Raw genomic sequence first — 25,033 nt, 5'->3', positions numbered from 1 at the left:
TCTAAATGCGTAAAATGAATACCGTCAAAGTATCGCACGTAAAACTAACTATAATTAGTTGAGCACAAAGCTTTGTTCCTTTGAGCATGACTAGAGACTATAAAATAAGTTAAAATGCTCAACTTCATATCAAGTAAAATATCGAGAGTTTTCTATGAGTTTGTATACACAGTATCTGGAAGAAATCCAAACCCGTAAAACGGAACTTGGATTAAATCCACAACCAATCGATAGCGCAGAACTAGTATCTGAAATAATTAATCAAATTAAAGATACAGGCAATGAGCACCGTAAAGATTCACTACACTTTTTTATCTTCAACACATTACCAGGAACTACAAGTGCTGCGGGCGTTAAAGCACAGTTTTTAAAAGAAATTATTCTTGGTGAAGAATCTGTAGAAGAAATCACTCCAGATTTCGCTTTTGAGCTTCTTTCACACATGAAAGGTGGCCCTTCAATCGAAAAGCTATTTGATTTAGCATTTGGTGATAACACGGAAATATCAGCACAAGCCGCTGAAGTACTTAAAACACAAGTATTCTTATACGATGCCGACACTGAGCGCCTAGAAGCGGCTTATAAAGCAGGTAACCCAGTTGCTAAAGAACTATTAGAAAGCTATGCAAAAGCGGAGTTTTTCACAAAGCTGCCAGATATTGAAGAAAAAATTGACGTTGTAACGTATATTGCTGGCGAAGGTGATATTTCAACTGATTTACTTTCTCCAGGTAACCAAGCGCATTCTCGTGCTGACCGTGAACTACACGGTAAATGCATGATCACTGAAGAAGCTCAGCAAGAAATTGGTGAACTTCAGAAAAAACACCCAAATGCTAAAGTAATGCTTATTGCTGAAAAAGGTACCATGGGTGTTGGTTCATCACGTATGTCGGGTGTGAATAACGTTGCACTTTGGGCTGGTAAGCAAGGAAGTCCATACGTTCCTTTCATCAACATTGCCCCTGTTGTTGCGGGTACTAACGGTATCTCGCCAATCTTTTTAACAACGGTTGGTGTAACTGGCGGTATCGGTCTTGACCTTAAAAACTGGGTTAAAAAAGTAGACGCAAACGGTAAAACGGTTACTGATAAAAATGGTGATGCAGTACTTGAAGAAGCATACTCAGTCGCTACTGGCACTGTTTTGACCATCAATACTAAAGAGAAAAAACTTTATAACGGTGATAAAGAGCTTGTTGATATATCTTCAGCATTTACATCGCAAAAAGTTGAATTTATGAAAGCTGGTGGTTCTTACGCTGTTGTATTTGGTAAAAAAATACAAACATTTGCCGCTGAAACTTTAGGCATTGAAACACCGCTTGTATACGCTCCTTCACAAGAAATATCACATGAAGGTCAAGGTTTAACTGCGGTTGAGAAAATATTTAACCGTAATGCTGTAGGCGTATTGTCTGAAACTCCTTTACACGCAGGTTCTGATATTCGTGTGAACGTAAACATTGTTGGTTCGCAAGATACAACAGGCCCAATGACTGCGCAAGAATTAGAAGCGATGGCTGCCTCAGTTATTTCACCAATTCTTGACGGTGCCTATCAATCAGGTTGCCATACAGCATCAGTATGGGATAGCAAAGCACAAGCTAATATACCTAAACTTATGGCGTTTATGAATAAGTTTGGTTTGATCACTGCACGTGACCCGCAAGGCGTTTACAATGCAATGACTGACGTAATTCACAAGGTATTGAACGACCTTACCATAGATGACCGCGCGATTATCATCGGTGGTGACTCGCATACACGTATGTCTAAAGGTGTTGCTTTTGGTGCTGATTCAGGCACCGTAGCATTAGCATTAGCTACAGGTGAAGCAGCAATGCCTATTCCTGAGTCTGTTAAAGTAACATTTAAAGGCAGCATGGCTAAGCACATGGATTTCCGTGACGTTGTACATGCAACACAAGCGCAAATGCTTAAGCAATTTGGTGGCGAGAACGTTTTCCAAGGCCGCGTGATTGAAGTACACATTGGTACCCTTATGGCTGACCAAGCGTTTACCTTCACTGACTGGACTGCAGAAATGAAAGCGAAAGCGTCAATCTGTATTTCAAACGACGAAACGTTAGTTAAATCAATTGAACTGGCTAAGAGCCGTATCCAAATCATGATCAACAAAGGTATGGATAACGAAATTGAAACGCTTAAAGGCCTAATTGCCCTTGCTGATAAACGTATCGAAGAAATTCAGTCTGGCACTAACCCTGCGCTTACACCTGACGATGCAGCGAAATACCATGCAGAAGTTGTGGTTAATTTAGATGAAATCGTTGAGCCAATGATTGCCGATCCAGACGTAAATAACGATGATGTATCTAAACGTTATACTCATGATGTTATTCGTCCGGTTTCATTCTACAACGACAAGCCAGTTGATTTAGGCTTTGTTGGTTCGTGTATGGTTCATAAAGGCGATATGAAAATTATTGCTCACATGCTACGTAACCTTGAAAAGAAAAACGGCTCTATCTCATTCAAGGCACCGCTTGTAGTTGCGCCACCAACATATAACATTGTTGATGAGCTTAAAGCTGAAGGCGACTGGGATATTTTAGCTAAGTACGCAGGCTTTGAATTTGACGATTCGAAACCAAAAACAGCCGCACGTACTAAGTATGAAAACATTTTATACCTAGAGCGCCCTGGTTGTAACTTATGCATGGGTAACCAAGAAAAAGCGGAACCAGGCGATACAGTTATTGCAACGTCAACTCGTCTTTTCCAAGGCCGTGTAGTAGCTGATACATCTGATAAAAAAGGTGAGTCACTATTAGGTTCAACACCCCTTGTAGTGCTTTCTACGGTACTTGGTCGCTTCCCAACTATCGAAGAGTATCGTTCAGCAGTTGAAGGCGTAGACCTAACAGCGTTTACTCCAGTTGAAGAAGATATGACAACCAAATTCAATGCGGCTGAAGCCGTTCCAGTAAAAGTTGTAAACTAATTGGACTGAATTAAGTTAGTAAAAGCGCGTTTAAAACGCGCTTTTTTTTTGCCCAAAATTTGCCCTAACATACAAGCCACATTTTCACCCTTGCCATTGACTGTTTACTATTTCTTGTTTGTGAATTTAAAGCAACAGGTTACAATTTATCTGCCCTCGTAGTTATTATCTGAAATCAGGTGAAATCGGTGTTATGACAAAACAACTTTATCAATTATCTCAAAACCAATTTACTTTTCCCGCCCCTATCTACGCATTGGATGAACCAGATGGCTTGCTTGCTATTGGTGGTTGCTTATCAGTAACACGATTAAAAAATGCGTATAACCAAGGAATATTCCCGTGGTTTAGTGAACATAAACCGATAATGTGGTGGTCCCCTAGCATGCGTGGCATTATTGAACTTGATGATTTTCATGTTAGTAAAAGTTTACGTAAAGAAATTAAGAAGTCGCCAGTCAAAGTGACTATTAATAATGCCTTTGAAGAAGTTATCGAAACCTGTAGAGATCAGCGTCTTGATACAGAGGGTACATGGATCACCACTGACATGCTCGACGCTTATATAAGCGCTCACCACGCGGGTATAGCCCATAGTCTTGAGGTATGGCGTGATGATGAGTTAGTCGGTGGTCTTTACGGCATAATGCAGCATGGGGTGTTTTGTGGCGAATCGATGTTTCACCACCAGAGTAACTGCTCAAAACTTGCCATGTGGGCACTCGTTAATTGGCTTAAGCGCCACAATGCGCATTTTATAGATTGTCAGTTGGAAAACCCTTATTTAATGTCGTTAGGAGCAAAAGTAATACCACGCTCTGACTTTTTTACTAAGCTAAATAATGCACACCAATATGTTATAGCCAGTGAAATGTGGAAACCACAAGAGTTAAAGGCTATTTATGAGTGAGCGTTTACCTGTACGACTGGGGTTAAGTCAGCCCTTTGATTGTAGCTACCTGAGCGACCGCGAAGAGCAATTATTAGTAATACTCGACCCAAGCTGTTATCAAACTGACAAGTTTGAACAATTACTGGGGTTAGGGTTTCGTCGCAGTGGTGACCAAATTTATCGTCCGCACTGCCCAGTGTGTAGTGCGTGTTCGTCTGTCCGTGTGTTAGCAAAGCAATTTATGCCAAGTAAATCACAAAAAAGAAAACGCAATAAAGCCGGTAACAAATTTACAGTACGCTATAGCACACAAGAAAATGAGCTCTACTACCCTTTATACTGTAAATATATTAGCGAGCGACATCAGGATGGCTCGATGTATCCGCCTGAGAAAAATCAGTACAAGAGCTTTTTACTTTGCAATTGGCTACCTATTACATTTATTGAACTTTGGCATGACGAAAAGCTCATTGCGGTAGCCGTTACCGACACCATGAATAACGCATTATCAGCCATTTATACATTTTTCGATCCAGACTATGAGCATTACAGTTTAGGTACCGTAATGATTTTAGAACAAGTAAAATTGGCCCAAAAGCAACAAAAGCAATATTTGTATTTAGGCTACCAAATTGATGAATGTGCCAAAATGCGCTACAAAACTCAATACTTACCGGCGCAAAAACACGTTAATGACCAGTGGATGGCTATTTAATTTGCAAAAATAGCCCCTGCACCTTTACTTATTGGTGTATTTTGGGCAAAATCTGCATCGTTTAACTATTAAAGAGGTGTTACGCTAAACATGGCGAAAGAAGACGTAATCGAAATGCAAGGAACGGTCCTTGATACTTTACCAAATACAATGTTCCGAGTTGAGCTTGAAAATGGTCACGTAGTTGTGGCGCATATATCAGGCAAAATGCGTAAAAATTATATCCGTATTTTAACTGGTGATAAAGTTACCGTAGAAATGACTCCTTACGATTTATCGAAAGGTCGCATTGTATTCCGTGCTCGCTAAGTTAGTGCGTTAACGAAATATCAAGTTTTTAGCTAAGTTGTCTGAGTAACTTAGTTACTTTCTACACTAGCTTGAAGCGTTTATTAAATGTAATTAGCAACTTAGTTATTAATTATCTTTTAATAAACAAAAAGCCCAGCAATTGCTGGGCTTTTTGTTGTCTAACGAATGTACTTATGCAGCTGTTAGATTTGTTTCATAATCAAAACGCAGTTTTTTATCCTTCACTGACACTTTGACATTACCGCCACCAACTAGCTCACCAAATAAAATGGCATTCGCCAACGGCTTCTTAAGCTGCTCTTGAATAACACGTGCCATAGGCCGTGCACCCATCGTTTTATCATAACCTTGATCAGCCAAGAACTCTCTAGCTTTTGAGGTAAGCTCAAAGTTCACCGATTTCTTATCTAGCTGAGCTTGTAGCTCTACAATAAACTTATCAACCACTTGCAGTATCACGTCTTTTTCTAGGTGATTAAACCAAATGATGTTATCTAAGCGATTTCTAAACTCAGGTGAGAATACCTTGTTTATTTCGCCCATCGCATCATGTGAATGATCCTGCTCAGTAAAGCCGATTGATTTACGTACTGTTTCTTGTACGCCCGCATTGGTGGTCATCACAACTACAACATTTCTAAAATCTGCTTTACGACCATTGTTATCAGTGAGCGTACCGTGATCCATCACCTGCAGCAGAATGTTATAAATATCTGAGTGTGCTTTTTCGATTTCATCGAGGAGTACCACTGCATGCGGATTTTTAATAACCGCTTCAGTAAGTAGACCGCCTTGCTCAAAGCCAACGTAGCCTGGTGGCGCACCAATTAAGCGGCTCACCGCATGGCGCTCAACATACTCCGACATATCAAAACGAATAAACTCCACACCCATACATTTACCAAGTTGCTTGGTAACTTCCGTTTTACCAACACCAGTTGGGCCTGCAAATAAGAATGAACCAATCGGTTTATCTTCATTAGCAAGGCCTGAGCGCGATAAACGAATAGCAGATGTCAGCGCGTCGATAGATTGGTCTTGGCCAAATACCAGCATTTTCAAATTACGATCGAGGTTTTTAAGGGTTTCTTTATCACTTGATGACACGCTTTGCTGTGGAATACGCGCCATTTTAGAAACAATCATTTCAATGTCCGCAACACCAATGGTTTTTTTACGCTTAGACGTGGGCTGTAAACGCTGACTAGCACCCGCTTCGTCTATCACATCAATGGCTTTATCAGGTAAGTGACGTTCATTAATGTATTTAGCACTCAGCTCTGCGGCTGCTTTAAGTGCTGGTTGTGTATAACGAATACCATGATGCTGTTCATAACGTTCTTTTAAACCGTTAAGAATTTTAGTGGTATCGGCCACACTTGGCTCAAGCACATCAATTTTTTGAAAGCGGCGAACTAAGGCACGATCTTTTTCAAAGATGTTTTTATACTCACTATAGGTTGTTGACCCCATGCAACGTAACTGACCACTTGAAAGCAGTGGTTTAATTAAGTTAGACGCGTCCATAACGCCGCCAGAGGCCGCACCGGCACCAATGATGGTATGAATCTCATCTATAAATAAAATAGAGTTAGGTTTAGCCTGAAGCTCTTTTAATAGCGACTTAAAGCGTTTTTCAAAATCGCCACGGTATTTCGTGCCAGCAAGTAACGCGCCCATGTCTAAAGAGTAAACAACAGCATCGGTAATAACCTCAGGTACTTGATTATTTATAATCCGATACGCTAAGCCTTCTGCAATGGCCGTTTTACCTACGCCAGCTTCACCCACTAATAACGGGTTATTTTTCTTACGGCGACATAATACTTGTACCGTACGTTCAACTTCACTGTCGCGCCCTACAAGTGGGTCAATATTCCCTTCTTCTGCTTGAATGTTTAAGTTGGTTGTGAAGTTTTCAAGTTTAGTTGGCTCTTCATTTTGTACTTCTTGTACTTCTTCGTGTAAGTCGTCGGGATCATCACCTAAATCATCTTCAGCTTTAGTAGTACCGTGAGAAATAAAGTTAACGATGTCTAAACGATTTACATCTGACTTTTTAAGTAAGTAAACTGCTTGGCTTTCCTGCTCAGAAAAAATCGCTACCAGTACGTTCACGCCTGTCACTTCATTTTTTCCTGAAGATTGTACATGGAATACTGCGCGCTGTAATACACGCTGAAAACCAAGTGTGGGCTGGGTTTCACGCTCTTCTTCTAAATCAGGGATGACCGGCGTGGTTTCGTCTATAAACTCAGACAATTCCAATTTTAAACCGGGCATATCAACACCACAGGCTGTTAACGCTTCGCCTGCTGATGGGTTGTCTAATAAAGCAAGCAATAGGTGCTCTACGGTCATAAATTCATGGCGGCGTGTACGCGCTTCACGAAACGCCTCATTTAAGGTTAGTTCTAAGTCTTTGTTTAGCATTGGCAACCCCTTACTGAGATAATCTATTTATACCACTTTGATAGCTCATTTGATCACTATCTTCAGTATTTATTCCTGCTCACAACTACATAGCAGTGGATGCTCGTTATCCCGCGCATAACGGTTAACTTGCTCAACTTTGGTATCGGCTACGTCTGCGGTATAAACTCCGCAAATACCTTTACCGTAGTGATGAACTTGAAGCATCACATCTGTTGCTTTATCGCTATCCATATTAAAAAACGTCGTAAGTACTTCTATCACAAAGTCCATTGGCGTGTAATCATCATTATTTAAAATGACTTTATATTTTCGCGGCGGCTGTAGCTTTTGCTTTTCACTGTCGCGAACTGTATCTAAAACATCTGATTCTTTCATACCACTCATAATTAAATATAGTCTTGTCTTTGGAACTCAAGGAAACTTGAATAAAAAATAAATAAATTGTTAATAAACCGCTAAAACAACTTGACTGCTTGATGAAATAAACTACAGTCAATTATAGATTGATTAAACCTTAGTCAGTCTAACAAATTATACGGTTTAGAATAACTAAATTAGTCAACTTATAGAAGGATGTAGAAGTATGGCTTGTGGTAAAGTCAAATGGTTCAACAATGCCAAAGGTTTTGGCTTCATCGTCGAAGACGGCTGTGAGAATGACATTTTCGCTCATTACTCAACGATTGTAATGGACGGTTATAAAACACTTAAAGCTGGTCAAGATGTAACATTCGAATTACAGCAAGGCCCTAAAGGGCTTCATGCTACAAATATCGCTCCTAACGGAGATATTTTGCAGTAGCTAATAATGTTCGACTACAAGCGAGCGATTTAGTTTAGATCCTCGCTTAATCCTTCTTTTTATACCTCTTTTATCTGTATTTGTCTGCTTAGATATATTTAATTGTACTAATTTATATTTAATGGCACTAATTCATTTACATACAGCCCGCTGAATTTTACTTTCTTAACGAACAAAATGACTTAAAAACCCCCTAACGGTTGAATTGTTGCGTACAAACCCCAATTGTTTATTTGTTGTGATGCCTTTTAGCGTTTTAACTAAAAGTAACTATGGAGCCTAAGCGCATACGCGCTAGCCCTTTTACACCAAACTTGGTACACTCTTGCATGCTAAAAAATTGCATTAATATGCAGTACAAGCTCATAACACTATGCTGATGGCTAATTTATTTTTCCAAAATACAGCATATAAATACGCATTCACAGTCCGTCAGGTGTGAAAATTGTACACATTAGTAATCACACCTAACTGACTGATTATTGTCTAAACATTGACGATAATATTCTTTGCATTGTTGAATATGGCTTTAACGCCTACTATCTAGGAATGATGATGACATCAAAAATTATCTATACTCAAACAGACGAAGCGCCAGCACTGGCCACCTATTCACTTCTGCCGATTATTCAAGCGTACACTAATGCCGCTGGCGTTGAAGTGGAAACGCGTGATATTTCTTTAGCAGGTCGTGTTATCGCGAACTTTGCTGACTACTTAAATCCAGATCAGCGCATTGACGACGCACTTGCTGAATTAGGTGACATCGCAAAAACACCTGAAGCAAACATTATTAAATTACCTAACATCAGTGCTTCAGTGCCACAGCTTCGTGCGGTAATCAAAGAACTACAAGAAAAAGGCTATGCCCTTCCTGAATACACGTCTGAGCCTAAAACTGACGAAGAAAAACAAATTAAAGCCACCTACGACAAAATCAAAGGCAGCGCTGTAAACCCAGTATTACGTGAAGGTAACTCTGATCGTCGCGCACCAAGCTCTGTAAAAGAATATGCCCGTAATAACCCGCACTCAATGGGTGCATGGAGCAAAGATTCACAATCATACGTTGCAAGTATGGAAGACGGTGATTTCTTCGGATCTGAGCAGTCAGTAACTGTTGATAAAGCAACTGATGTACGTATCGAACACGTTGCTACAAATGGTGATGTAACCGTACTTAAAGAAAGTACACCGCTGCTTGCAGGCGAAGTCATTGATGCTTCTCGTATTAGCGCAGCTAAATTACAAGCGTTCTTAGCAAAAGAAATTGAAGCTGCTAAAGAAAAAGGCGTACTGTTCTCGCTACATATGAAAGCGACAATGATGAAAGTATCAGATCCAATTATCTTTGGTCACGCTGTAAAAGTATTCTTTAAAGACGTATTTGCTAAGCACGGCGAATTATTTAAAGAACTAGATGTTGATGTAAACAATGGCTTTGGTGATGTATTTTCTAAAATTGCCACTCTTGATGATGCTAAACGTGCAGAAATTGAAGCAGATATTCAAGCGGTTTATGACAACGGCCCTGCTATTGCAATGGTTGACTCAGACCGCGGTATTACCAACCTTCATGTACCAAGTGATGTGATCATTGATGCGTCTATGCCTGCTGCAATCCGTTCAAGCGGTCAAATGTGGAATAACGATGGTAAATTACAAGATACTAGCTTTGTAATCCCAGATCGTTGTTACTCAGGTATTTATCAAGCAACTATTGATTTTTGTAAAGAAAATGGTGCCTTTGATCCAACAACAATGGGTAGCGTGCCAAACGTTGGCCTTATGGCACAAAAAGCTGAAGAGTACGGTTCACACGATAAAACATTTGAAGCAAAAGCAGAGGGTTCTATTCGTGTTGTTGATACAAGCGGCACAACGTTACTTGAACACGGTGTTGAACAAGGCGATATCTGGCGCATGTGCCAGGTTAAAGATGCACCAATCCAAGATTGGGTTAAGCTTGCAGTAAACCGTGCACGCGCAACTGGCGTTCCGGCTATTTTCTGGTTAGATGAAAACCGCGCTCACGATGCTGAACTTATCAAAAAGGTAAATGCTTATTTACCAGAGCACGATACTTCTGGTTTAGATATTCAAATTTTAGCACCACTTGAAGCGACTTTATTCTCTCTTGAGCGTATCAAAGAAGGTAAAGACACTATTTCAGTAACTGGTAATGTATTACGCGACTACCTGACTGATTTATTCCCAATTCTTGAGCTAGGTACAAGTGCTAAAATGCTTTCAATTGTTCCACTTATGAATGGCGGTGGCTTATTTGAAACAGGTGCAGGTGGCTCAGCACCTAAGCATGTGCAACAGTTCGAAAAAGAAAACCATTTACGTTGGGATTCACTAGGTGAATTTTTAGCATTGGCCGCTTCACTTGAACATTTAAGTGTTAATACCAATAATAAAAAGGCGCAAGTACTTGCCGATACGCTTGATAAAGCAACCGGTACTTTCCTTGCTGAAAACAAATCTCCTTCACGTAAAGTTAAAGAAATTGATAACCGTGGTTCTCACTTTTTCTTATCTTTATTCTGGGCACAAGAACTTGCTAAGCAAGATGATGATAGCGAGCTTAAAACACAGTTCACGCAAATTGCTGCTGATTTAGAAACTAACAAAGAACAAATTGTTAAGGAGCTAAACGAAGCACAAGGCCCTGCAATGACCGTAGGTGGATATTTCCAGCTTAACGACGACAAAGCTTATAAAGCAATGCGTCCAAGTGCAACATACAACGATATTTTAGCTAAGCTAGTTTAAAGCTAAAAGCAAGTTGAGAAAGGCGCTTACTACAAAGTAAGCGCCTTTTTATTTTAAGCTTTTAAAACGCAAATAATAAAAAAGGCCACATAATAATATGTGGCCTTTTTAATAAGTTATTGCTAATTACTTATTATAAGCTCTGGGCATTTCTGAGTCGCTCATATAACGTTCTCGTAATTTATCTTGGCGTGCCTCAGTTGAAACTTTTTCGCCATTAATAAACATCTGCGTAACGTGGCTATTAAGTTCAAATGGATCACTACTCCAAATGACAACATCCGCGGCTTTACCTACTTCCATCCGTCCTGCGTCAATAGCAAATACATCCGCAATATTTGATGTGACCGCTTTTAATGCACCTTGCTGACTCATACCATATGAAACAGCATTACCCGCATCAAAACGTAATTGGTAAATATTATGACTTGAATCGCCACCTACCGTTAAAAGAACTTTAACACCCGCTTTTTCAAGTTCACCTGCGTTGCTAAGGCTTGCGTGTAGTGAGTCAAAGCTACCGGGTAAGTTATCCATAGCACTTAAAATAACCGGCACTTGTGCATCAGCTAACTGCTTTTTAACGACAACAGCGTCTTGTGCGCCACTAAGTACGAGATTAACACCAAACTGCTGCTTAACTTTTAATAGTTCCATAATATCAGCCGCGCGTGATACGCTAACTAGCAATGGCATTTCACCAGCAAGGACTTTAGTTAATATTTTATCTTCAGTGCTTGGGGTGTCGTCTTTTTTATCTTCTTTAGCTGATTTTTGTTGGTGCGCTTCAAGTGTGTCTATAAGTGTTTTCAACGACATAGCACGAGAACCTTTACGTTTTTCACCAAGGTGAACAACTAAGGCTGCTTGTTTTTTTGAAACACTCTCAAATGATCCACTTAAATCAACTATCGCCGCTAGGCCTGCAAAAATACTATCACCACCATGAGGTGTAATTACATCACGAGTAACACCACCTTTACGCGCATAAGGAATAAGGCTTGAGTGTGCATTAAAGGCAAGGCTTGGATCGAAATCAATCCCAGCTTTGTCATCACCACCATCACGAGAGCCTGCTACAGCACTCACTTCAACTAAACCTAATTGGTTAACACTAGCAATAAAACCTGGCGTTACAATTTTACCTTCTGCGTCAACAATAGTATCTGCAGTTACTTCCTCTGGATTAATCGCGGTAATTTTACCCTCATCCATAATAATGCTGGCATTTGATAATACGCCTTGATCCGTGGATGTATGTAAAGTAGCGTTAATGATAGCGATTGATTGTGCTTGTACAGCGCCTGTTGAAAATAAACCGGCAGCAACCAGTGAAAGTGAAAACGAACGTGTTAATTTTGTCATCCTAGTTACCCCTTATTGTTGACCTAACATAAAATCGCTTTGTGCTTGGTATTTTTCGTCATTACGGTCATACACTTTGGCACCATCAACGAATACTTGTTCAGCCTTTGCATACACACTAAACGGGCTTTGATTCCAAATAACAACATCGCCTTGCTTACCCGATTCAAGTGAGCCGGTTTTATCTGCAATGCCTAACGATTTAGCCGCGTTAGAGGTGATCCACTCAATTGCATGTTGCTCTGAAATATCAAAACCATTTTCATTCGCGCGGAACATTACCTTAGCCGCTTCTTGGTTTAAGCGCTGAATAGTGGTGTCTGAGTCTGAATGCACAATCGCGCATGAGTTTTTAACAGCATCAACAATTGCTACGTTTTCTTGAACCATGTCGTAGGCTTCCATTTTAAAGCCCCACCAATCAGGCCAAAGTGCTGCGCACGAGCCATTTTCAGCAAGCATATCGGCAATTTTGTACGCCTCAACCCCATGATGGAACGTACCTGCGTGATAACCAAATTCTTTTGACAGATCAATCATCATTGCCATTTCTTCGGCTTTGTAACAATGATTGTGGATCATTACTTCACCTTCAAGAACGCCTCGTAAAGTGTCGTATTTAATATCCCGATGTGGAACTTCAGGGTTTTCACCTGCGGCATAATCGCTGTCGTATTTATCCCATTCTCGTTTATATTCAACCGCACTAGCCCAGGCTGTACGGTACCCTGCCATGTTACCCATACGGGTTGAAGGTAACTCGCCTTTACGGCCATAAACACGTTTAGGGTTTTCGCCACAGGCCATTTTTAAACCATACGGCGCATTTGGAAACTTCATGCCTTGCATTGTATGCGCAGGTACATTTTTAAGGGTCACACCACGACCACCAAATAAGTTAGCCGAGCCAGGTAAAATTTGTAATGAGGTGATACCGCCTTCACGAGCACGATTAAAGCCAGGATCTTGTGGCCAAATAGAATGCTCTACCCAAACCTCTGCGGTATTTGGGCTAGTCATCTCGTTACCATCTTGATGCGAGTCAACCGATGGGTTGGGATAAGCTCCTAAATGTGAATGCACATCTATAATACCTGGTGTTACCCACTTACCTTGCGCATCGATAGTGACATCGGCACTGCCTGTTAAGTCTTTACCTACTTGTTGTATTTTACCATCAACCAGTAATACATCAGCCTCCTCTAAACGCTCACCTGTACCAGTTAATACTGTGGCATTGGTAATAAGCGTAGTCGTCGATTTAAGTGGTTGATAAGTACTTGGGTATGGGTTTTTATTAATCGTTATTTTTTCATCTTGTGGGCCATTATCTTGGCAGCCGCTAAGGGCAACAGCCAATGCGGCAACCAACATAGAAGGAGCAAATTTTTGCATATGTTATATCTCTGTTGTTTTTTTATTACTAATGTAACTGTAACTAAATACACCCCACAATGCGATTAAACACGGTAATTCTGCATTTATATAGGACGAATGCCTTAACTTTAAGCCATTACAAAATGTAAAACCGTATACTTTAAAGTAAACGCCTTGGCCATAATAACAAGTGTAATTAAGTGTTACTTTTTAATGTAGTTATTGTAAAGCTTGTCTAAGGCATCTTCTGTGGTCATCTCAAGGTCTTTATCCATAAAATGCTTCACTGTACGAGTAACAAAATCTGAGTTTTGTTTATGCTTTTTAGCAAAATCTTTAATGAGACTATTACCGTCTTTCTCAGCGGTTACTTTATCATGACGATGACGGTACTGACTGAGCGCCTTATTAAAGTTGCCGTTATAATCTTCTACTAAAATTTTATAAAAGTCGCTTTTGTGTACATTTAAATCACTGATGCAATAATTAAGAGCTTCTTTAAAGTCGTAAAAAATCATTCCTTCTACATCAAACTCTTTCGTTTTTTCACGTACTGTTACTTTCGCTTCTTCGGTCGCATAGCTAAAACCTTGAAATGCCAGGCGTTCAGCAGATTCTTTACCGAGTCTCATACCAGCTTGAATACTGTGTGCAAATTCGTCACTCATCTCACCAAGCTCACTTTCATGCCACATATTATAAACGCGAAGAGGTTTGGCATATTTTGTTGAGAGCTTTTTTTTCAACTTAATGAAACGCTCATCAATGCTCATTAAGCGCTCATTGTGTAATAACGCATAGCACTCATAGCATGCAGGAATGCTAACAAACTCAGCCTCTTCTCCTAAGTCAACAATACTCTGTAGCATGTGCAATGGTGGGCAATGATCGCGCTCGGTAGCTTCACAGCCACAGTAAAAGCACTGATTAAAATGTTGCTGTTCAGTGGCATATGCATGTTGATAGTAACTTGCAAGTTTACGGCTCACAGTGTCTCCCAAACCTTTTTAAAATTATGGCCGAATAATACAGCTAAGAAATACCTAAGTCACCTCGATAATCGATGAGTTTACTAAAAGTAAAAAAAACCGAAATAAAATTATAAATAAGCCCAGTAAAGCAGATAAAAAACAGTCAAAACCAATAATGACCTATCACAAGGAAATCAAGCAACTCGAATGTCGCTATGCATACACTGACAACTTCAACAACCCAAGCCGCCCTACATAGCATCGCTATTACTAACTATGTAAGGCGGTAATTTAAAATGATGAAAGGTATTTAATCTTGTAGTGAAATGAACGTGGCTTAGCTTATAGGTGGCTATGCCTTAAGAGTTAAGAACGACAGCATCTGAATTACAATCAATGATAATACACAGCAATGATGTGATCGCTACCGGTTCAAAGTAAATGATGTGATAGTAAAACCAAGTAGCCGAGTAGTTAGGCTACTTAGTCTTGTAGGAATGAAACATTTGAAAAATAATACAATGTTAAATAATTGCCGCTATCAAACCAAATACACCACCGAATACACCACCCCATACAACAAGCCAACCTAAGTGCTCTCTGATCATAGTTTGAATAATATTTTTAACCATCACCGGCGTTAGCTCATTAAGACGTTCATCAACCAATGTCGTAATCGTATTATAAAGTCCGTTGTCGTCGGTAGCAGAGGGTGTTAAATGCGCCGATAATAGCTGCTTAAACTGCTCTGATTGGCTTATTTCAGTCATTGAGTGCTGCATTTTTTCTATAAACGATTCACGCATCGGTTCAAGAGCCGCAGCGCCGCCCATCATTGCTAACATGCTACCAAACTGGGACTGCTCTATCACGTCGACTAAGTTGTCAAAGGCAGGGTTTAAATCGACTTTACCTATTACTGGCGCTAAATCAAACTGCTCAGTTTGTGAGCTTAAAAATTGATTTATTTTTTCTGGCGAAAAAAACTCAGTTAAGATTAAATGTTTAATTGCTTCTTTAAAGCGTTCGAATTTTAAAGTAATCACCCCTGAGCCATATAAAAAAGGGACTTTTTCAAACAGCATGTGAATAGCTAATAAGTTTGTTACCGCGCCTGAAAGCGCAAATAAGCCAACCGACAAAACAATACTTTGTTCAAAAAAATAACCCACCGCAACACACACAGCAGCAATAAAATTGGTAACAACACTTTTATTCATTTTATAAACAAGCCTTTTAAAATATCAGGATCATTAATTTTACCTGTAAGTGTTTGTCTATTGAACTTCTTTTTGCCATAGTTTAAGTATCTGTTCAAAAGGTGTTCAATGTTATGTGGAACTGTGTCAACGAACATATTAGCCAAGCCATGCATTTTGAGTTTAAACATACAATTAAGCAGCAGCTGCAAAGTGCCAATAGTGATAAACTGTTTCAAATTAGCGATGGGACCCGTCAATACTTTGTCAAAGTAGGTTATTCACATGATCTAGAACGCTTTGAGTGCGAGGCTCACAACTTAACATTACTCACCCAAGAAAGCTTGTTTATGGTGCCCGACTGTATTACAACGGGGGCTAATATCGAATATGCCTTTATTGTTTTAGAATGGCTTGAACTCGATAAACAACCTCACACCGATTGGCATATTATGGGCAGCCATTTAGCAAGATTACATTTAAAGCATCAACAAGCGATGTTTGGCTTTGATCATGACAACTTTATTGGTCCAACTAGCCAGCCTAATCGCTGGCATAAAAAATGGGATGTATTTTTCGCTGAGGAACGTATTGGTTGGCAATTACAATTACTGGACGAGAAAGGCATTAACTTAGTCGATAAAGATGAGTTCGTAAGCGTTATAAAAAACAAGCTGCATGGGCATACAGTAAAACCTTCATTATTGCATGGTGATTATTGGCGCGGCAATATGGGGTTTATGCAAGGTGTGCCGAGCACTTTTGATCCAGCTTGCTATTATGGCGACAGAGAAACCGATATAGCCATGAGCGAACTATTTGGACCACTCCCTGAAGCGTTTTATATTGCCTATAATAAGCACTACCCTTTGCCTCGAGGGTACCAACAACGCAAAATAATTTACCAACTTTATCATATTTTAAATCACGCAAACATTTTTGCCGGACACTATCTTACTGAAGCAAAACAACAAATAAATCTATTACTCAAATAATGGTTTTTAGTATTCAAATAAGTGTCACAAAAAGATATTTCACACTATATTTAAAGAGCTAAAAGTATTTGTGTAGCGCTGCAAATGTTGTTACGCCAGCCGAGTAAAGTAAACATATACCCGGATACTCTGACGACAATGAAGTTGCAAATTAACTTAATTAATATAGTGATCAGGCATGCCTGATTAAGGTAAAAGCTGATGAAATATCAACTATCACAACGTATTACTTGCCCTCATTGTGGGCATCATATTCATATCGCGCTTGATGCCAGTGAGGGTGATCAAGATTATATTGAAGGCTGCACCGCATGCTGCAACCCTATTCACTTAAATATGCACATCGATTACGCTCGCAACAAAATAGAGCTGCATATTGACAGCGACGACGAACAAATATTTTGAATTAGCTTTAATGTTGGCTTAAATAGTTCTCAACGGTATTGATGATGGTGTAGGTTTGCTGGTCAACTTCTACATTGAATCGATTGCCCACCTCAGCAGCACCCATATTAGTGATCGCTAACGTTTCAGGAATGAGGTGCAACCAAAAGCCCTGCTCATCAACCTCTCCTACCGTTAAGCTTGCACCATTAATGGCTACAAAGCCTTTATACAATACATATTTTTGCCATTCAGTTGGAATCGACAATTGTATTTTACAATTACTTTGCTGATGGATAACTTGCTCTACTTTAGCGCAGCAATGAATATGCCCTGATACAATATGCCCGCCAAGCTCCGTGCCAAAAGTTACCGAGCGCTCATAGTTAACTCGCATTCCTTGGGCTAATTCACCTAAATTTGTTAACCTGAGCGTTTCGTCAATCACATCAAAATACACATGTGCTTGATGAACTTTGATTGCGTTATCAGAAGTACTTAAACACACTTTTACAACCGTTAAGCAACACCCATTAATCGCTATACTGGCACCTAAGTTTAAGTTTTCAACATGCACTTGTTCAACTTCAAGTACTAACCTGAGGACTCCCTCATTGTGGTTATTTTCAACAACTTTTGTCTGTGTTTGCACGATACCAGTAAACATAACCATTCCTAATAAAAATTAACCGATTAAGTGTAACTGAAAAAATAGCCTCATTCATCGATAGAAGCTTTTTTTCTAGGTTTATTGAATTACAATAGCATCACTTATTCTTGTTAGTGTGTGATATGACATTTTGTAATTGGGAAGCCAAACGGCTTATCTCTTTGGCCATTCCGGTCTTTTTAGCACAAGTTACCTTAGTATTAATGTCGGTCGTTGACACGATAATGGCAGGCCAAGTCAGCGCCACGGACTTAGCCGCTCTATCAATTGCTACGGGTATTTGGAACCCCGCAATGCTTGCCCTACAAGGTATTTTATTAGCGCTGACCGGTATCATCGCACAATTTTCAGGAGGCAATGACAAAGCCGGCATAAGCCATTATTTTCAGCAAAGTTTATACTTAACCGCTATTTTAAGTGTGATTGGTTTAGCCATCGCTTATTTAGCAAACACCGTTATTTTAAAGTTAGACACCACTCCAGCCATTGCAGAACTCGCTGATGATTATATCCATTTTGTGAAATGGGGGGTTATTGGTTTTTTAGTGTTTAGTGTCTATCGTAATGTAACCGAAGGCATGGGGATGACTAAACCCGCCTTTTACATTAGCTTAATCGGTCTTGGCATTAATATTCCGGCAAATTATATTTTTATCCACGGTAAATTGGGGATGCCCGCTCTTGGCGGTGCAGGGTGTGGTATTGCAACCGCCCTTGTATTTACAGCTATGGCGATCGCACAAGTTATTTACTGCCACAACAGTAAAAAAGTCAATGCCAAAGGCTTGTTGGCTGGTTTTAAAGCGCCGCAGCTACAAACCATTTGGACAATAACTAAAGTGGGTATTCCCATTTCACTAGCGACTTTTTTTGAGGTTACACTGTTTGCGTGCATTCCTTTATTTATTGCGCATTTAGGCGCTGTTGCAGTATCGGGTCATCAAGTTGCTGCTAGTGTAACTACATTGCTATTTATGATGCCCCTAAGCCTTTCTATTGCGATAAGTATACGCATTGGTAATCTATATGGCCAAGGTCACTACCAGCAGCTTAAAAACGCAATATCAACCAGCTATATGCTCGCGGTGTGTATTGCAATACTACTTGCTACGATTACCTTTATCGGTCGCCATGCTATCAGCCACCTTTATACTGACAACGAAAGCGTTATCGCACTTGCCTCTTCAATTATGATTTTGGCGTGTATTTATCAATTGCCTGATGCACTGCAAGTTGCAGCCAACGGTATTTTGCGTGGTTTAAAACATACAACTCCAATATCTTATATTACGTTTATATCTTATTGGTTGGTTGGTTTTGCACTCGGCTTTATACTTGCCCGTACTGACTTAATAGTACCAGCTATGGGCCCACATGGTTTTTGGGTTGGTATTATTGTTGGTTTATCTGTAGCCGCTATAATGCTTACGTACACAGTTTCAAGGCGCTTTAAACATGAATCAATCACACGTCTTATCAAGTGATAAGCTAATTAAATGCTAAATAAGCGGGCGAATAAAAACCATAATTACCGTTTGCCTTGTCAAAAAGTGGCGAGTGTACTTGTGTGGGTATTAGTTACTTTTATTATCAGCGCATGTAATGACAAACCAAGCGATACATACAGCGAGTATCAGCAGCGTCTAGCAAGCACCACAGCAGTTGAACTCCCTTCTGCATCTCAACTGCGCAATATTGATATTAATTACTTCAACGATAATATAGATAAGCAAACCATCAGTTTACTACAGCTGGCCCAGCTCAATCACTGCCCTTTAAATGGGTTAATCGCTGCTCACAACAATCAATTAGGAAAAGTAGCCACAGTAAGTAGTAAGCTTATTTATCAAATTCGCTTTATTCAACTTACCAATAAATGCATGGCAACCATAGAAGATAAACCCAAAATATATCAAGCATTACAAAATGCCACGGCAAATAAAAAAGCACAATTAAATGCAAATTTCAAAGCCTTACTTTACCAAGAACCTGAACTTAAAAGAACGTGGCTGTTAGGTAGCTACGAAGTAGATGAGAGTCTTTCAGGTTTAGTTGAAACTGAACAAGCATTACAACAACTCGTTAATATCAAAAAAGCAATTACAGCTAAAGATTATCAAAATATCGACTCCGAGCTGCTATTCCCAGCTTTAGAAGTTTTAAATAAGTTTAATTTTAATCAAGCACTTATTAGTTCAGCTAGAAGACAAATAAAACTTAATAACGACACGCGCGTTTACTTACAAAACCTTAAACTTAAACGCTTTTGCGCCCCCAATAAAAACAAACAAAAAGCGAAAATCCTTAGCAATATTTTTAAAAAGTATTATTTATCACAACTACAACCCTATCAAGCACAATTAACATCGGCCCTAGAGCGGTTAATGCCTTTGTATAAAGCGTTATGGCTAACACCTCCTCAAAGTCCCCCTAGTGCTTTACACTCTTTTATAAACGATAGCCCTGATAATTTACTTTATAGTTTAAAGTCATCAGCCAAAGCACATGTAAAATGGTGGCAAGTATTTTATAAAACGTGTGAAATCAGCCCAATATGAATAAAAAAACGGCAAACGCACTAAAAAAACATATTCTCACTTGATTCACTAAAGCACACGCTATATATTAGCGACCGTTGTTGAGCAATTAACACATCTTAATTTATGATACGACCGTAGCTCAGTTGGTTAGAGCACTACCTTGACATGGTAGGGGTCGGTGGTTCGAATCCACTCAGTCGTACCAACATTTAAGAACCCTAAAAAAATTGTACGACCGTAGCTCAGCTGGTTAGAGCGCTACCTTGACATGGTAGAGGTCGGTGGTTCGAATCCACTCGGTCGTACCAATTAAACTCTATATTTCAAACAGTTAAAAAACCTATTCAATCTATTCGTTTAATTATTCAACTAAAAATTAAATTCTTAGTTTTTTATTATTTTGTATTCAAAATTTTAAAATAACGAGAGCCAAGCCTCAAAAGATCATCCTAAAAATTCCAGTTTTTATCGATTTGTGCCCAAACTTGTGCCCAAGCGCCCAAACCACTTTTTTAGCTCTTTAATCTTCCTCAAAATTAGACCCCTACCCTTGCAAATTCACAAACCTCAAATCACAAATTCCAAACCAAAAATTTCAAATCAGGTGACCACTACCCTAATATTTTCCGTGTCATTTCATGAAATATTCTATGACCCCTATTCCATAAACTGCTTCTGTGCCTTGTTTAGGCTCCGGTGCCCACACAAGGCACAGATACACTAATTAGTTGTGTGCAGCGATCATAACCTTAATAATATGTGTAGTGGTCAAAATGACTCTACCACTACAATTGCCCCACTTACATTAATTTACCCCAAGCGCCTTATAAACAGCATCCACAGGGTCACTGTAAAAGCTTACCTGAAACTTAGTAAACGTCTCTGCTGGGACTGATGGGATGTCACTGGCTGATGCCATTGGCAGAAGTACCTTGGTTGCTCCACCTTCTAGCGCTATTTGCATACTAGATGCGAGATCTTGCACTGGATTTACCACACCACCTAATGTAATGCTGCCAAGCACAACCATAGACTCTTGTATTGGTTTATTCATTAGAACTGAACAACTAGCAATTAAAGAAGCTAAACTTGCTGTATGACTATTGCCAGAGTTTTGTAAATCAACAAAGTGCAAGTGAAATTCATGCTCCGAAAATCGTGAATTAGCTGCAATACGATTTAAATTACCCTTGAAATATTCAAAGCCAACGCGAACCTGCTCTTTTGCAGAAGTGTCAGAGCCAAAGCCAGATGTAGAATGCCTTCCGTTGCCTGGTGTCATTTGAGTTTCAACTCGATAAAGCCCTAGCTTGCCAGCTGCCCCTTCACTAACAAAATGCAGTACCCCAGGGTTAGCTATTCCAGCAGGTATCAAATTAGAACCTCCTTGCTCAGGCACATTTACAAAAAACTCTTCAAACGTTTCGTTATCAATGTAACTAAAGTTAACATCAAAAAACTCCATACCGCCGATTTTCTTTAGCTGCTCTTTTACACGGCGTCGAACTTCTAAAGCATAAGTTAAACACGTTCTTACGTCTTCTTTACTGTATTCACCATGAGGTACTAATAACTTTAATAAACCAGACGTTGTTCGACGTACACCAATTACATCTCGCTGATTTAAGTTATTTCCTAGCTTAAAGAACTTATCAATAGAGTCTGAGAACGTCGTCTTACGCATTTCGCGCATGTATTCAGCTAAGTAATCAGTTATTAAACCAAAGCGGTCTGTGAAGAACTCAGGGCGCATTTTAGGTATTTCCCAACCAGGGATGTAACCATGAAAACGGTCAAAAAATGCGGCATCAATCATATCATCAGGGAATGGCGCTAAAAGGTGACTCGTTTTTACTAAAGTTTCAACGCTATGGTCAATATTACCAACAAACACCATTGACGCTTTAGCTTCTATCGAATCACGGCCACGAGAGAATGAACCTGAGGCCATATAATCTTTCATGATCTGAATACCGTCTTTATCTTTAAAACGGATTCCGGCTACTTCATCAAAGGCCACAACGTCCCACATTCCCACTAAACCAATTTGGCGAGAAGACATATTATAAAAAAGGTTAGCAACTGTAGTTTGTCCGCCCGATACCAAGAGCGAGTTAGGAGAGCACTCTTTATAAACATGCGACTTACCTGTACCACGCGGCCCAAGTTCACAAACGTTATAGTTATTTTCAACAAATGGGATCATGCGAGCAATTAAATGCCATTTAGTTCGGTGATCTAAATTAGCAGGTTCCATTCCAATTGAGCGCAGTAACATATCGATCCACTGATCCATTGTGAATTTACGTCGAGCTTGATATACCTCTTCCATATTCATAGAAGGCATTTGAATTGGCTTTAAGCTAAATACACTAAAAGGTGATACTTTCTGGCCTTCTTCATAGTAATAGCTAACTGTAATAATGCACCAAATACCGCCTGTTAAGAGCTTCTCGTTTTCTTTAACAATTTTATTTGGCACAACCGCATCTTTGATACCGATATTAGATAGGCTTGCTTCGTAAATATCTTTTTTCTGGTTTAGCTTAACCGTCACTTTATCAATAACTTTATGCGTGCCTTTCTCACGAATAAGCGACTTGGCTTTTTCGGCCTCATCTGGTCGAACATAGTTTTCCGTTAAGATTTTCTTAACGTTTTTCATGCCTTCTTCAATTAAGTCATCTTCAGCAGCAGAGCAATACATACCTAAAAGGTATTCCAGTACGTATACAGGAACGTTAGCACCTTCTTTTAACTGCTTTGTTAGATCTTTACGTACAATACGACCTTTAAATTCATTTATCATCAGCTCGTCTAGATCAATACTTCTTAGCTCCCCACGCTCAGTAAGCACAGGTGCAGTATCGTCTATAGGGTCTATCGTCGCGTCATTTTCATGCATATGAACATGTACATTAATTTCACGTTCTTGGTTGGCAACTTGGTTTTCTTGATTATCATTTTCTAAATTGTCTTTGGTTTCCATTTTATGCCTTCCCTAAAAAAAGTCGTCTTCAAAAGCTAAATCAATAATCACAGAGTGTGTTGTTTTTACTTTGCTCTCTGTATCTTCCATCATTAGCTTGTAGCTCACTGTGCGGTCAAAGCCGCTACCTTCTAATTTTATTTGTACGTTGCGTTTACGATCGTCCATCTTCTCTGAAGTCGATTCAAACAATACCTTTTCACGTGAACTTACCTTTTTCCCATCGGAATCTTCAATCCATATTTCTAATTCACGGGCCTTAAATTTCTCGCCTACCGGATCTGTTTGAAGGAATTTGATCCTATCGATATTAGATACTATTTTCACAGGATTATTGAGCGGAACAGCGTTTACTTTCTGCTTTGCGTGTTTCGTTTGAGCCTTTGTATCTAACTCTCTAATTTGAAGAACAGGAACACAAATTTCCTGTGGCATAATGCCACCATGAATAAACTTGGCCCCACCAACAAAGTTAAAGCGGTTACTTCCCCTAGGGATCATAAACTCAGCATCATCACCACCTTCAACATTTACGCCAGCAGTATTAGCCAATTTGCCAGTCCAGTAATAGCTGTCTGTAGGTAAGTTTGAGCCTATTACATAACGCTTTTTGGCTTCGGTTGTGCCTGCTGGTTTTGATTTAAGCGCAGTTTTATCTGAATCGGTCACGTCCGTCATTTTAAACAAGAAACCATGATCAGCGGTAACAAGCACTCTACTACCGTTTAAGCGATTAATGATACGACCAATCAATTGCTTGATTTCATCAACGGCATCGCGAGCGGCTTCAAAGGTTTGGTTCTCAGTTACTTGCTTATCACCTATTGCGTCAATCTCATCGTGATAAATATATACCACCTGAGTATCACGCACTTTGTCTCGGCCTTCTTGATTTGTCCAGTTAAGGACCTCATCCGCTTTAAAAGCAACACCGCCATGCTTTTCAAGAATCTTATGGCGGTTGTCATGCCCATGCACAGACATGCCATCAGCTTTATATTCTGGCTTAGTGCCAAGGTGAGCTGTCAGCTTCTGGTGAGGTAACAAGCTACCCATCCCCAATTGAGTATAAGAAGGCACAACGCCTAGCTGAGACTTAATCTCAGATTTAAAGCGTTTTTCATCGTTAATCTGCTGGTGAATATCATGCGCTACCTCGTATCGAAGTGCATCGGAAATAATCACAAAAACCCGTTTAGTTTGAGTTTTGCTTAATACACCTTTTACTTCTTCACGGAAGAAGTTTTGCTGATTGTTTATTCCAGCTAGACTCCAATTATCAAGTAAGTTTTCATCATCAACTAGCTTACCCCAAACAATCGCTAAATCATGCAAGTACCAATCAACATATAAGTGTTCAATATCTTCAACAAGACCTGTTGCTTTTAAAATATCAGAGCCGTTTTTACTAATTTCAATCGAGTTTTCACTAAAAATACGATACGCATGGTCAAACTTATAAAGCTCCGTTTCATATGCCTTGTAAAGACTCCTAGCACTTTCAAAGGCCAAACCATCAATGTGCTTTTCTTTTAAGTCATAGAACTCTTTAGCGGCTCTTAATGCCGTATAAATAGCCGCATAGTTAGCACTATCTTTATGTGAGCCTGGTGAGCACCAATGGCTGCGTAACTTTTTCG

At 39.6% G+C, this 25,033-nt stretch carries 19 protein-coding genes and 2 tRNA genes; 12 read left to right on the top strand and 9 right to left on the bottom strand.

The window, feature by feature from the left end:
* Positions 1-154 precede the first annotated feature (154 nt).
* The 4 genes from ACT3RM_RS05120 (at position 155) to infA (ending at position 4,884) form a co-directional block, all read left to right on the top strand.
* Positions 155-2,968: a bifunctional aconitate hydratase 2/2-methylisocitrate dehydratase gene (locus ACT3RM_RS05120; RefSeq protein WP_441836053.1), complete on the top strand. Its 2,814-nt coding sequence runs from the start codon at positions 155-157 to the stop codon at positions 2,966-2,968.
* A gap of 193 nt (positions 2,969-3,161) precedes the next feature.
* Positions 3,162-3,878 (top strand): leucyl/phenylalanyl-tRNA--protein transferase, encoded by a 717-nt coding sequence (gene aat / locus ACT3RM_RS05115; RefSeq protein WP_441994612.1) that lies wholly within the window; start codon positions 3,162-3,164, stop codon positions 3,876-3,878.
* Positions 3,871-4,575: an arginyltransferase gene (locus ACT3RM_RS05110; protein ID WP_441836055.1), complete on the top strand. Its 705-nt coding sequence runs from the start codon at positions 3,871-3,873 to the stop codon at positions 4,573-4,575. Before aat ends, ACT3RM_RS05110 begins: the two co-directional genes overlap by 8 nt.
* A 90-nt stretch (positions 4,576-4,665) precedes the next feature.
* Positions 4,666-4,884: a translation initiation factor IF-1 gene (gene infA / locus ACT3RM_RS05105; RefSeq protein ID WP_002962494.1), complete on the top strand. Its 219-nt coding sequence runs from the start codon at positions 4,666-4,668 to the stop codon at positions 4,882-4,884.
* A 174-nt stretch (positions 4,885-5,058) separates the two neighbouring features.
* On the opposite strand, the gene clpA is transcribed toward infA, so the two are convergent.
* Together clpA and clpS are read right to left on the bottom strand one after the other, a co-directional pair.
* A complete protein-coding gene (gene clpA / locus ACT3RM_RS05100; protein WP_441836056.1) occupies positions 5,059-7,320 on the bottom strand; it encodes an ATP-dependent Clp protease ATP-binding subunit ClpA in 2,262 nt (753 codons plus the stop codon).
* A gap of 69 nt (positions 7,321-7,389) precedes the next feature.
* Entirely contained in the window at positions 7,390-7,698 is a 309-nt protein-coding gene (gene clpS / locus ACT3RM_RS05095) for an ATP-dependent Clp protease adapter ClpS (RefSeq protein WP_441836057.1), read from the bottom strand.
* 208 nt (positions 7,699-7,906) lie between these two features.
* Between clpS and cspD the strand changes: the two genes are divergently transcribed.
* Positions 7,907-8,125: a cold shock domain-containing protein CspD gene (cspD, locus tag ACT3RM_RS05090; protein WP_441836058.1), complete on the top strand. Its 219-nt coding sequence runs from the start codon at positions 7,907-7,909 to the stop codon at positions 8,123-8,125.
* 555 nt (positions 8,126-8,680) lie between these two features.
* Positions 8,681-10,903 carry an NADP-dependent isocitrate dehydrogenase gene (locus ACT3RM_RS05085; protein ID WP_441994613.1) on the top strand — a complete coding sequence of 741 codons (2,223 nt, stop codon included), beginning with the start codon at positions 8,681-8,683 and terminating at the stop codon, positions 10,901-10,903.
* A gap of 126 nt (positions 10,904-11,029) precedes the next feature.
* Here the strand turns inward: ACT3RM_RS05085 and ACT3RM_RS05080 are convergent, their stop codons facing one another.
* The 4 genes from ACT3RM_RS05080 to ACT3RM_RS05065 form a co-directional block, all read right to left on the bottom strand.
* Positions 11,030-12,268: an amidohydrolase family protein gene (locus ACT3RM_RS05080; protein ID WP_441994614.1), complete on the bottom strand. Its 1,239-nt coding sequence runs from the start codon at positions 12,266-12,268 to the stop codon at positions 11,030-11,032.
* Between the two features lie 12 nt (positions 12,269-12,280).
* On the bottom strand, positions 12,281-13,663 hold the full coding sequence (locus tag ACT3RM_RS05075; RefSeq protein ID WP_441994615.1) for an amidohydrolase: 1,383 nt from the start codon (positions 13,661-13,663) through the stop codon (positions 12,281-12,283).
* A 185-nt stretch (positions 13,664-13,848) separates the two neighbouring features.
* The gene (locus ACT3RM_RS05070) at positions 13,849-14,634 is read right to left on the bottom strand and encodes a hypothetical protein (RefSeq protein WP_441994616.1); all 786 of its coding nucleotides are present in this window, start codon (positions 14,632-14,634) and stop codon (positions 13,849-13,851) included.
* Positions 14,635-15,140: 506 nt separating this feature from the next.
* Positions 15,141-15,836 (bottom strand): DUF445 domain-containing protein, encoded by a 696-nt coding sequence (locus tag ACT3RM_RS05065; protein WP_441994617.1) that lies wholly within the window; start codon positions 15,834-15,836, stop codon positions 15,141-15,143.
* A 113-nt stretch (positions 15,837-15,949) separates the two neighbouring features.
* Here ACT3RM_RS05065 and ACT3RM_RS05060 point away from each other — a divergent pair, with 113 nt between their 5' ends.
* Positions 15,950-16,810 carry a fructosamine kinase family protein gene (locus tag ACT3RM_RS05060; protein ID WP_441994618.1) on the top strand — a complete coding sequence of 287 codons (861 nt, stop codon included), beginning with the start codon at positions 15,950-15,952 and terminating at the stop codon, positions 16,808-16,810.
* A gap of 201 nt (positions 16,811-17,011) precedes the next feature.
* Positions 17,012-17,215: a CPXCG motif-containing cysteine-rich protein gene (locus ACT3RM_RS05055; RefSeq protein WP_441994619.1), complete on the top strand. Its 204-nt coding sequence runs from the start codon at positions 17,012-17,014 to the stop codon at positions 17,213-17,215.
* 7 nt (positions 17,216-17,222) lie between these two features.
* On the opposite strand, the gene ACT3RM_RS05050 is transcribed toward ACT3RM_RS05055, so the two are convergent.
* On the bottom strand, positions 17,223-17,861 hold the full coding sequence (locus tag ACT3RM_RS05050) for a riboflavin synthase subunit alpha (RefSeq protein ID WP_441994620.1): 639 nt from the start codon (positions 17,859-17,861) through the stop codon (positions 17,223-17,225).
* 125 nt (positions 17,862-17,986) lie between these two features.
* On the opposite strand from ACT3RM_RS05050, the gene ACT3RM_RS05045 reads away from it, so the two are divergent.
* From ACT3RM_RS05045 to ACT3RM_RS05030, 4 genes are all read left to right on the top strand, one after another.
* The gene (locus ACT3RM_RS05045; protein ID WP_441994621.1) at positions 17,987-19,348 is read left to right on the top strand and encodes an MATE family efflux transporter; all 1,362 of its coding nucleotides are present in this window, start codon (positions 17,987-17,989) and stop codon (positions 19,346-19,348) included.
* Positions 19,349-19,360: 12 nt separating this feature from the next.
* A complete protein-coding gene (locus ACT3RM_RS05040) occupies positions 19,361-20,422 on the top strand; it encodes a DUF3080 family protein (protein WP_441994622.1) in 1,062 nt (353 codons plus the stop codon).
* A gap of 110 nt (positions 20,423-20,532) precedes the next feature.
* Positions 20,533-20,609 (top strand) — tRNA-Val (locus tag ACT3RM_RS05035).
* Between the two features lie 26 nt (positions 20,610-20,635).
* Positions 20,636-20,712, top strand: a tRNA-Val gene (locus tag ACT3RM_RS05030).
* Between the two features lie 497 nt (positions 20,713-21,209).
* Here the strand turns inward: ACT3RM_RS05030 and brxL are convergent.
* On the bottom strand, positions 21,210-23,393 hold the full coding sequence (gene brxL, locus ACT3RM_RS05025) for a protease Lon-related BREX system protein BrxL (RefSeq protein ID WP_441994623.1): 2,184 nt from the start codon (positions 23,391-23,393) through the stop codon (positions 21,210-21,212).
* Positions 23,394-23,405: 12 nt separating this feature from the next.
* The coding region (pglZ, locus tag ACT3RM_RS05020; protein ID WP_444511342.1) for a BREX-1 system phosphatase PglZ type A at positions 23,406-25,033 on the bottom strand (1,628 nt) is incomplete at its 5' end.

Source organism: Pseudoalteromonas sp. AOP7-A1-14, from assembly GCF_052376275.1.
Lineage (GTDB): Bacteria > Pseudomonadota > Gammaproteobacteria > Enterobacterales > Alteromonadaceae > Pseudoalteromonas.
This window is presented reverse-complemented; position numbering and strand designations above follow the sequence as displayed.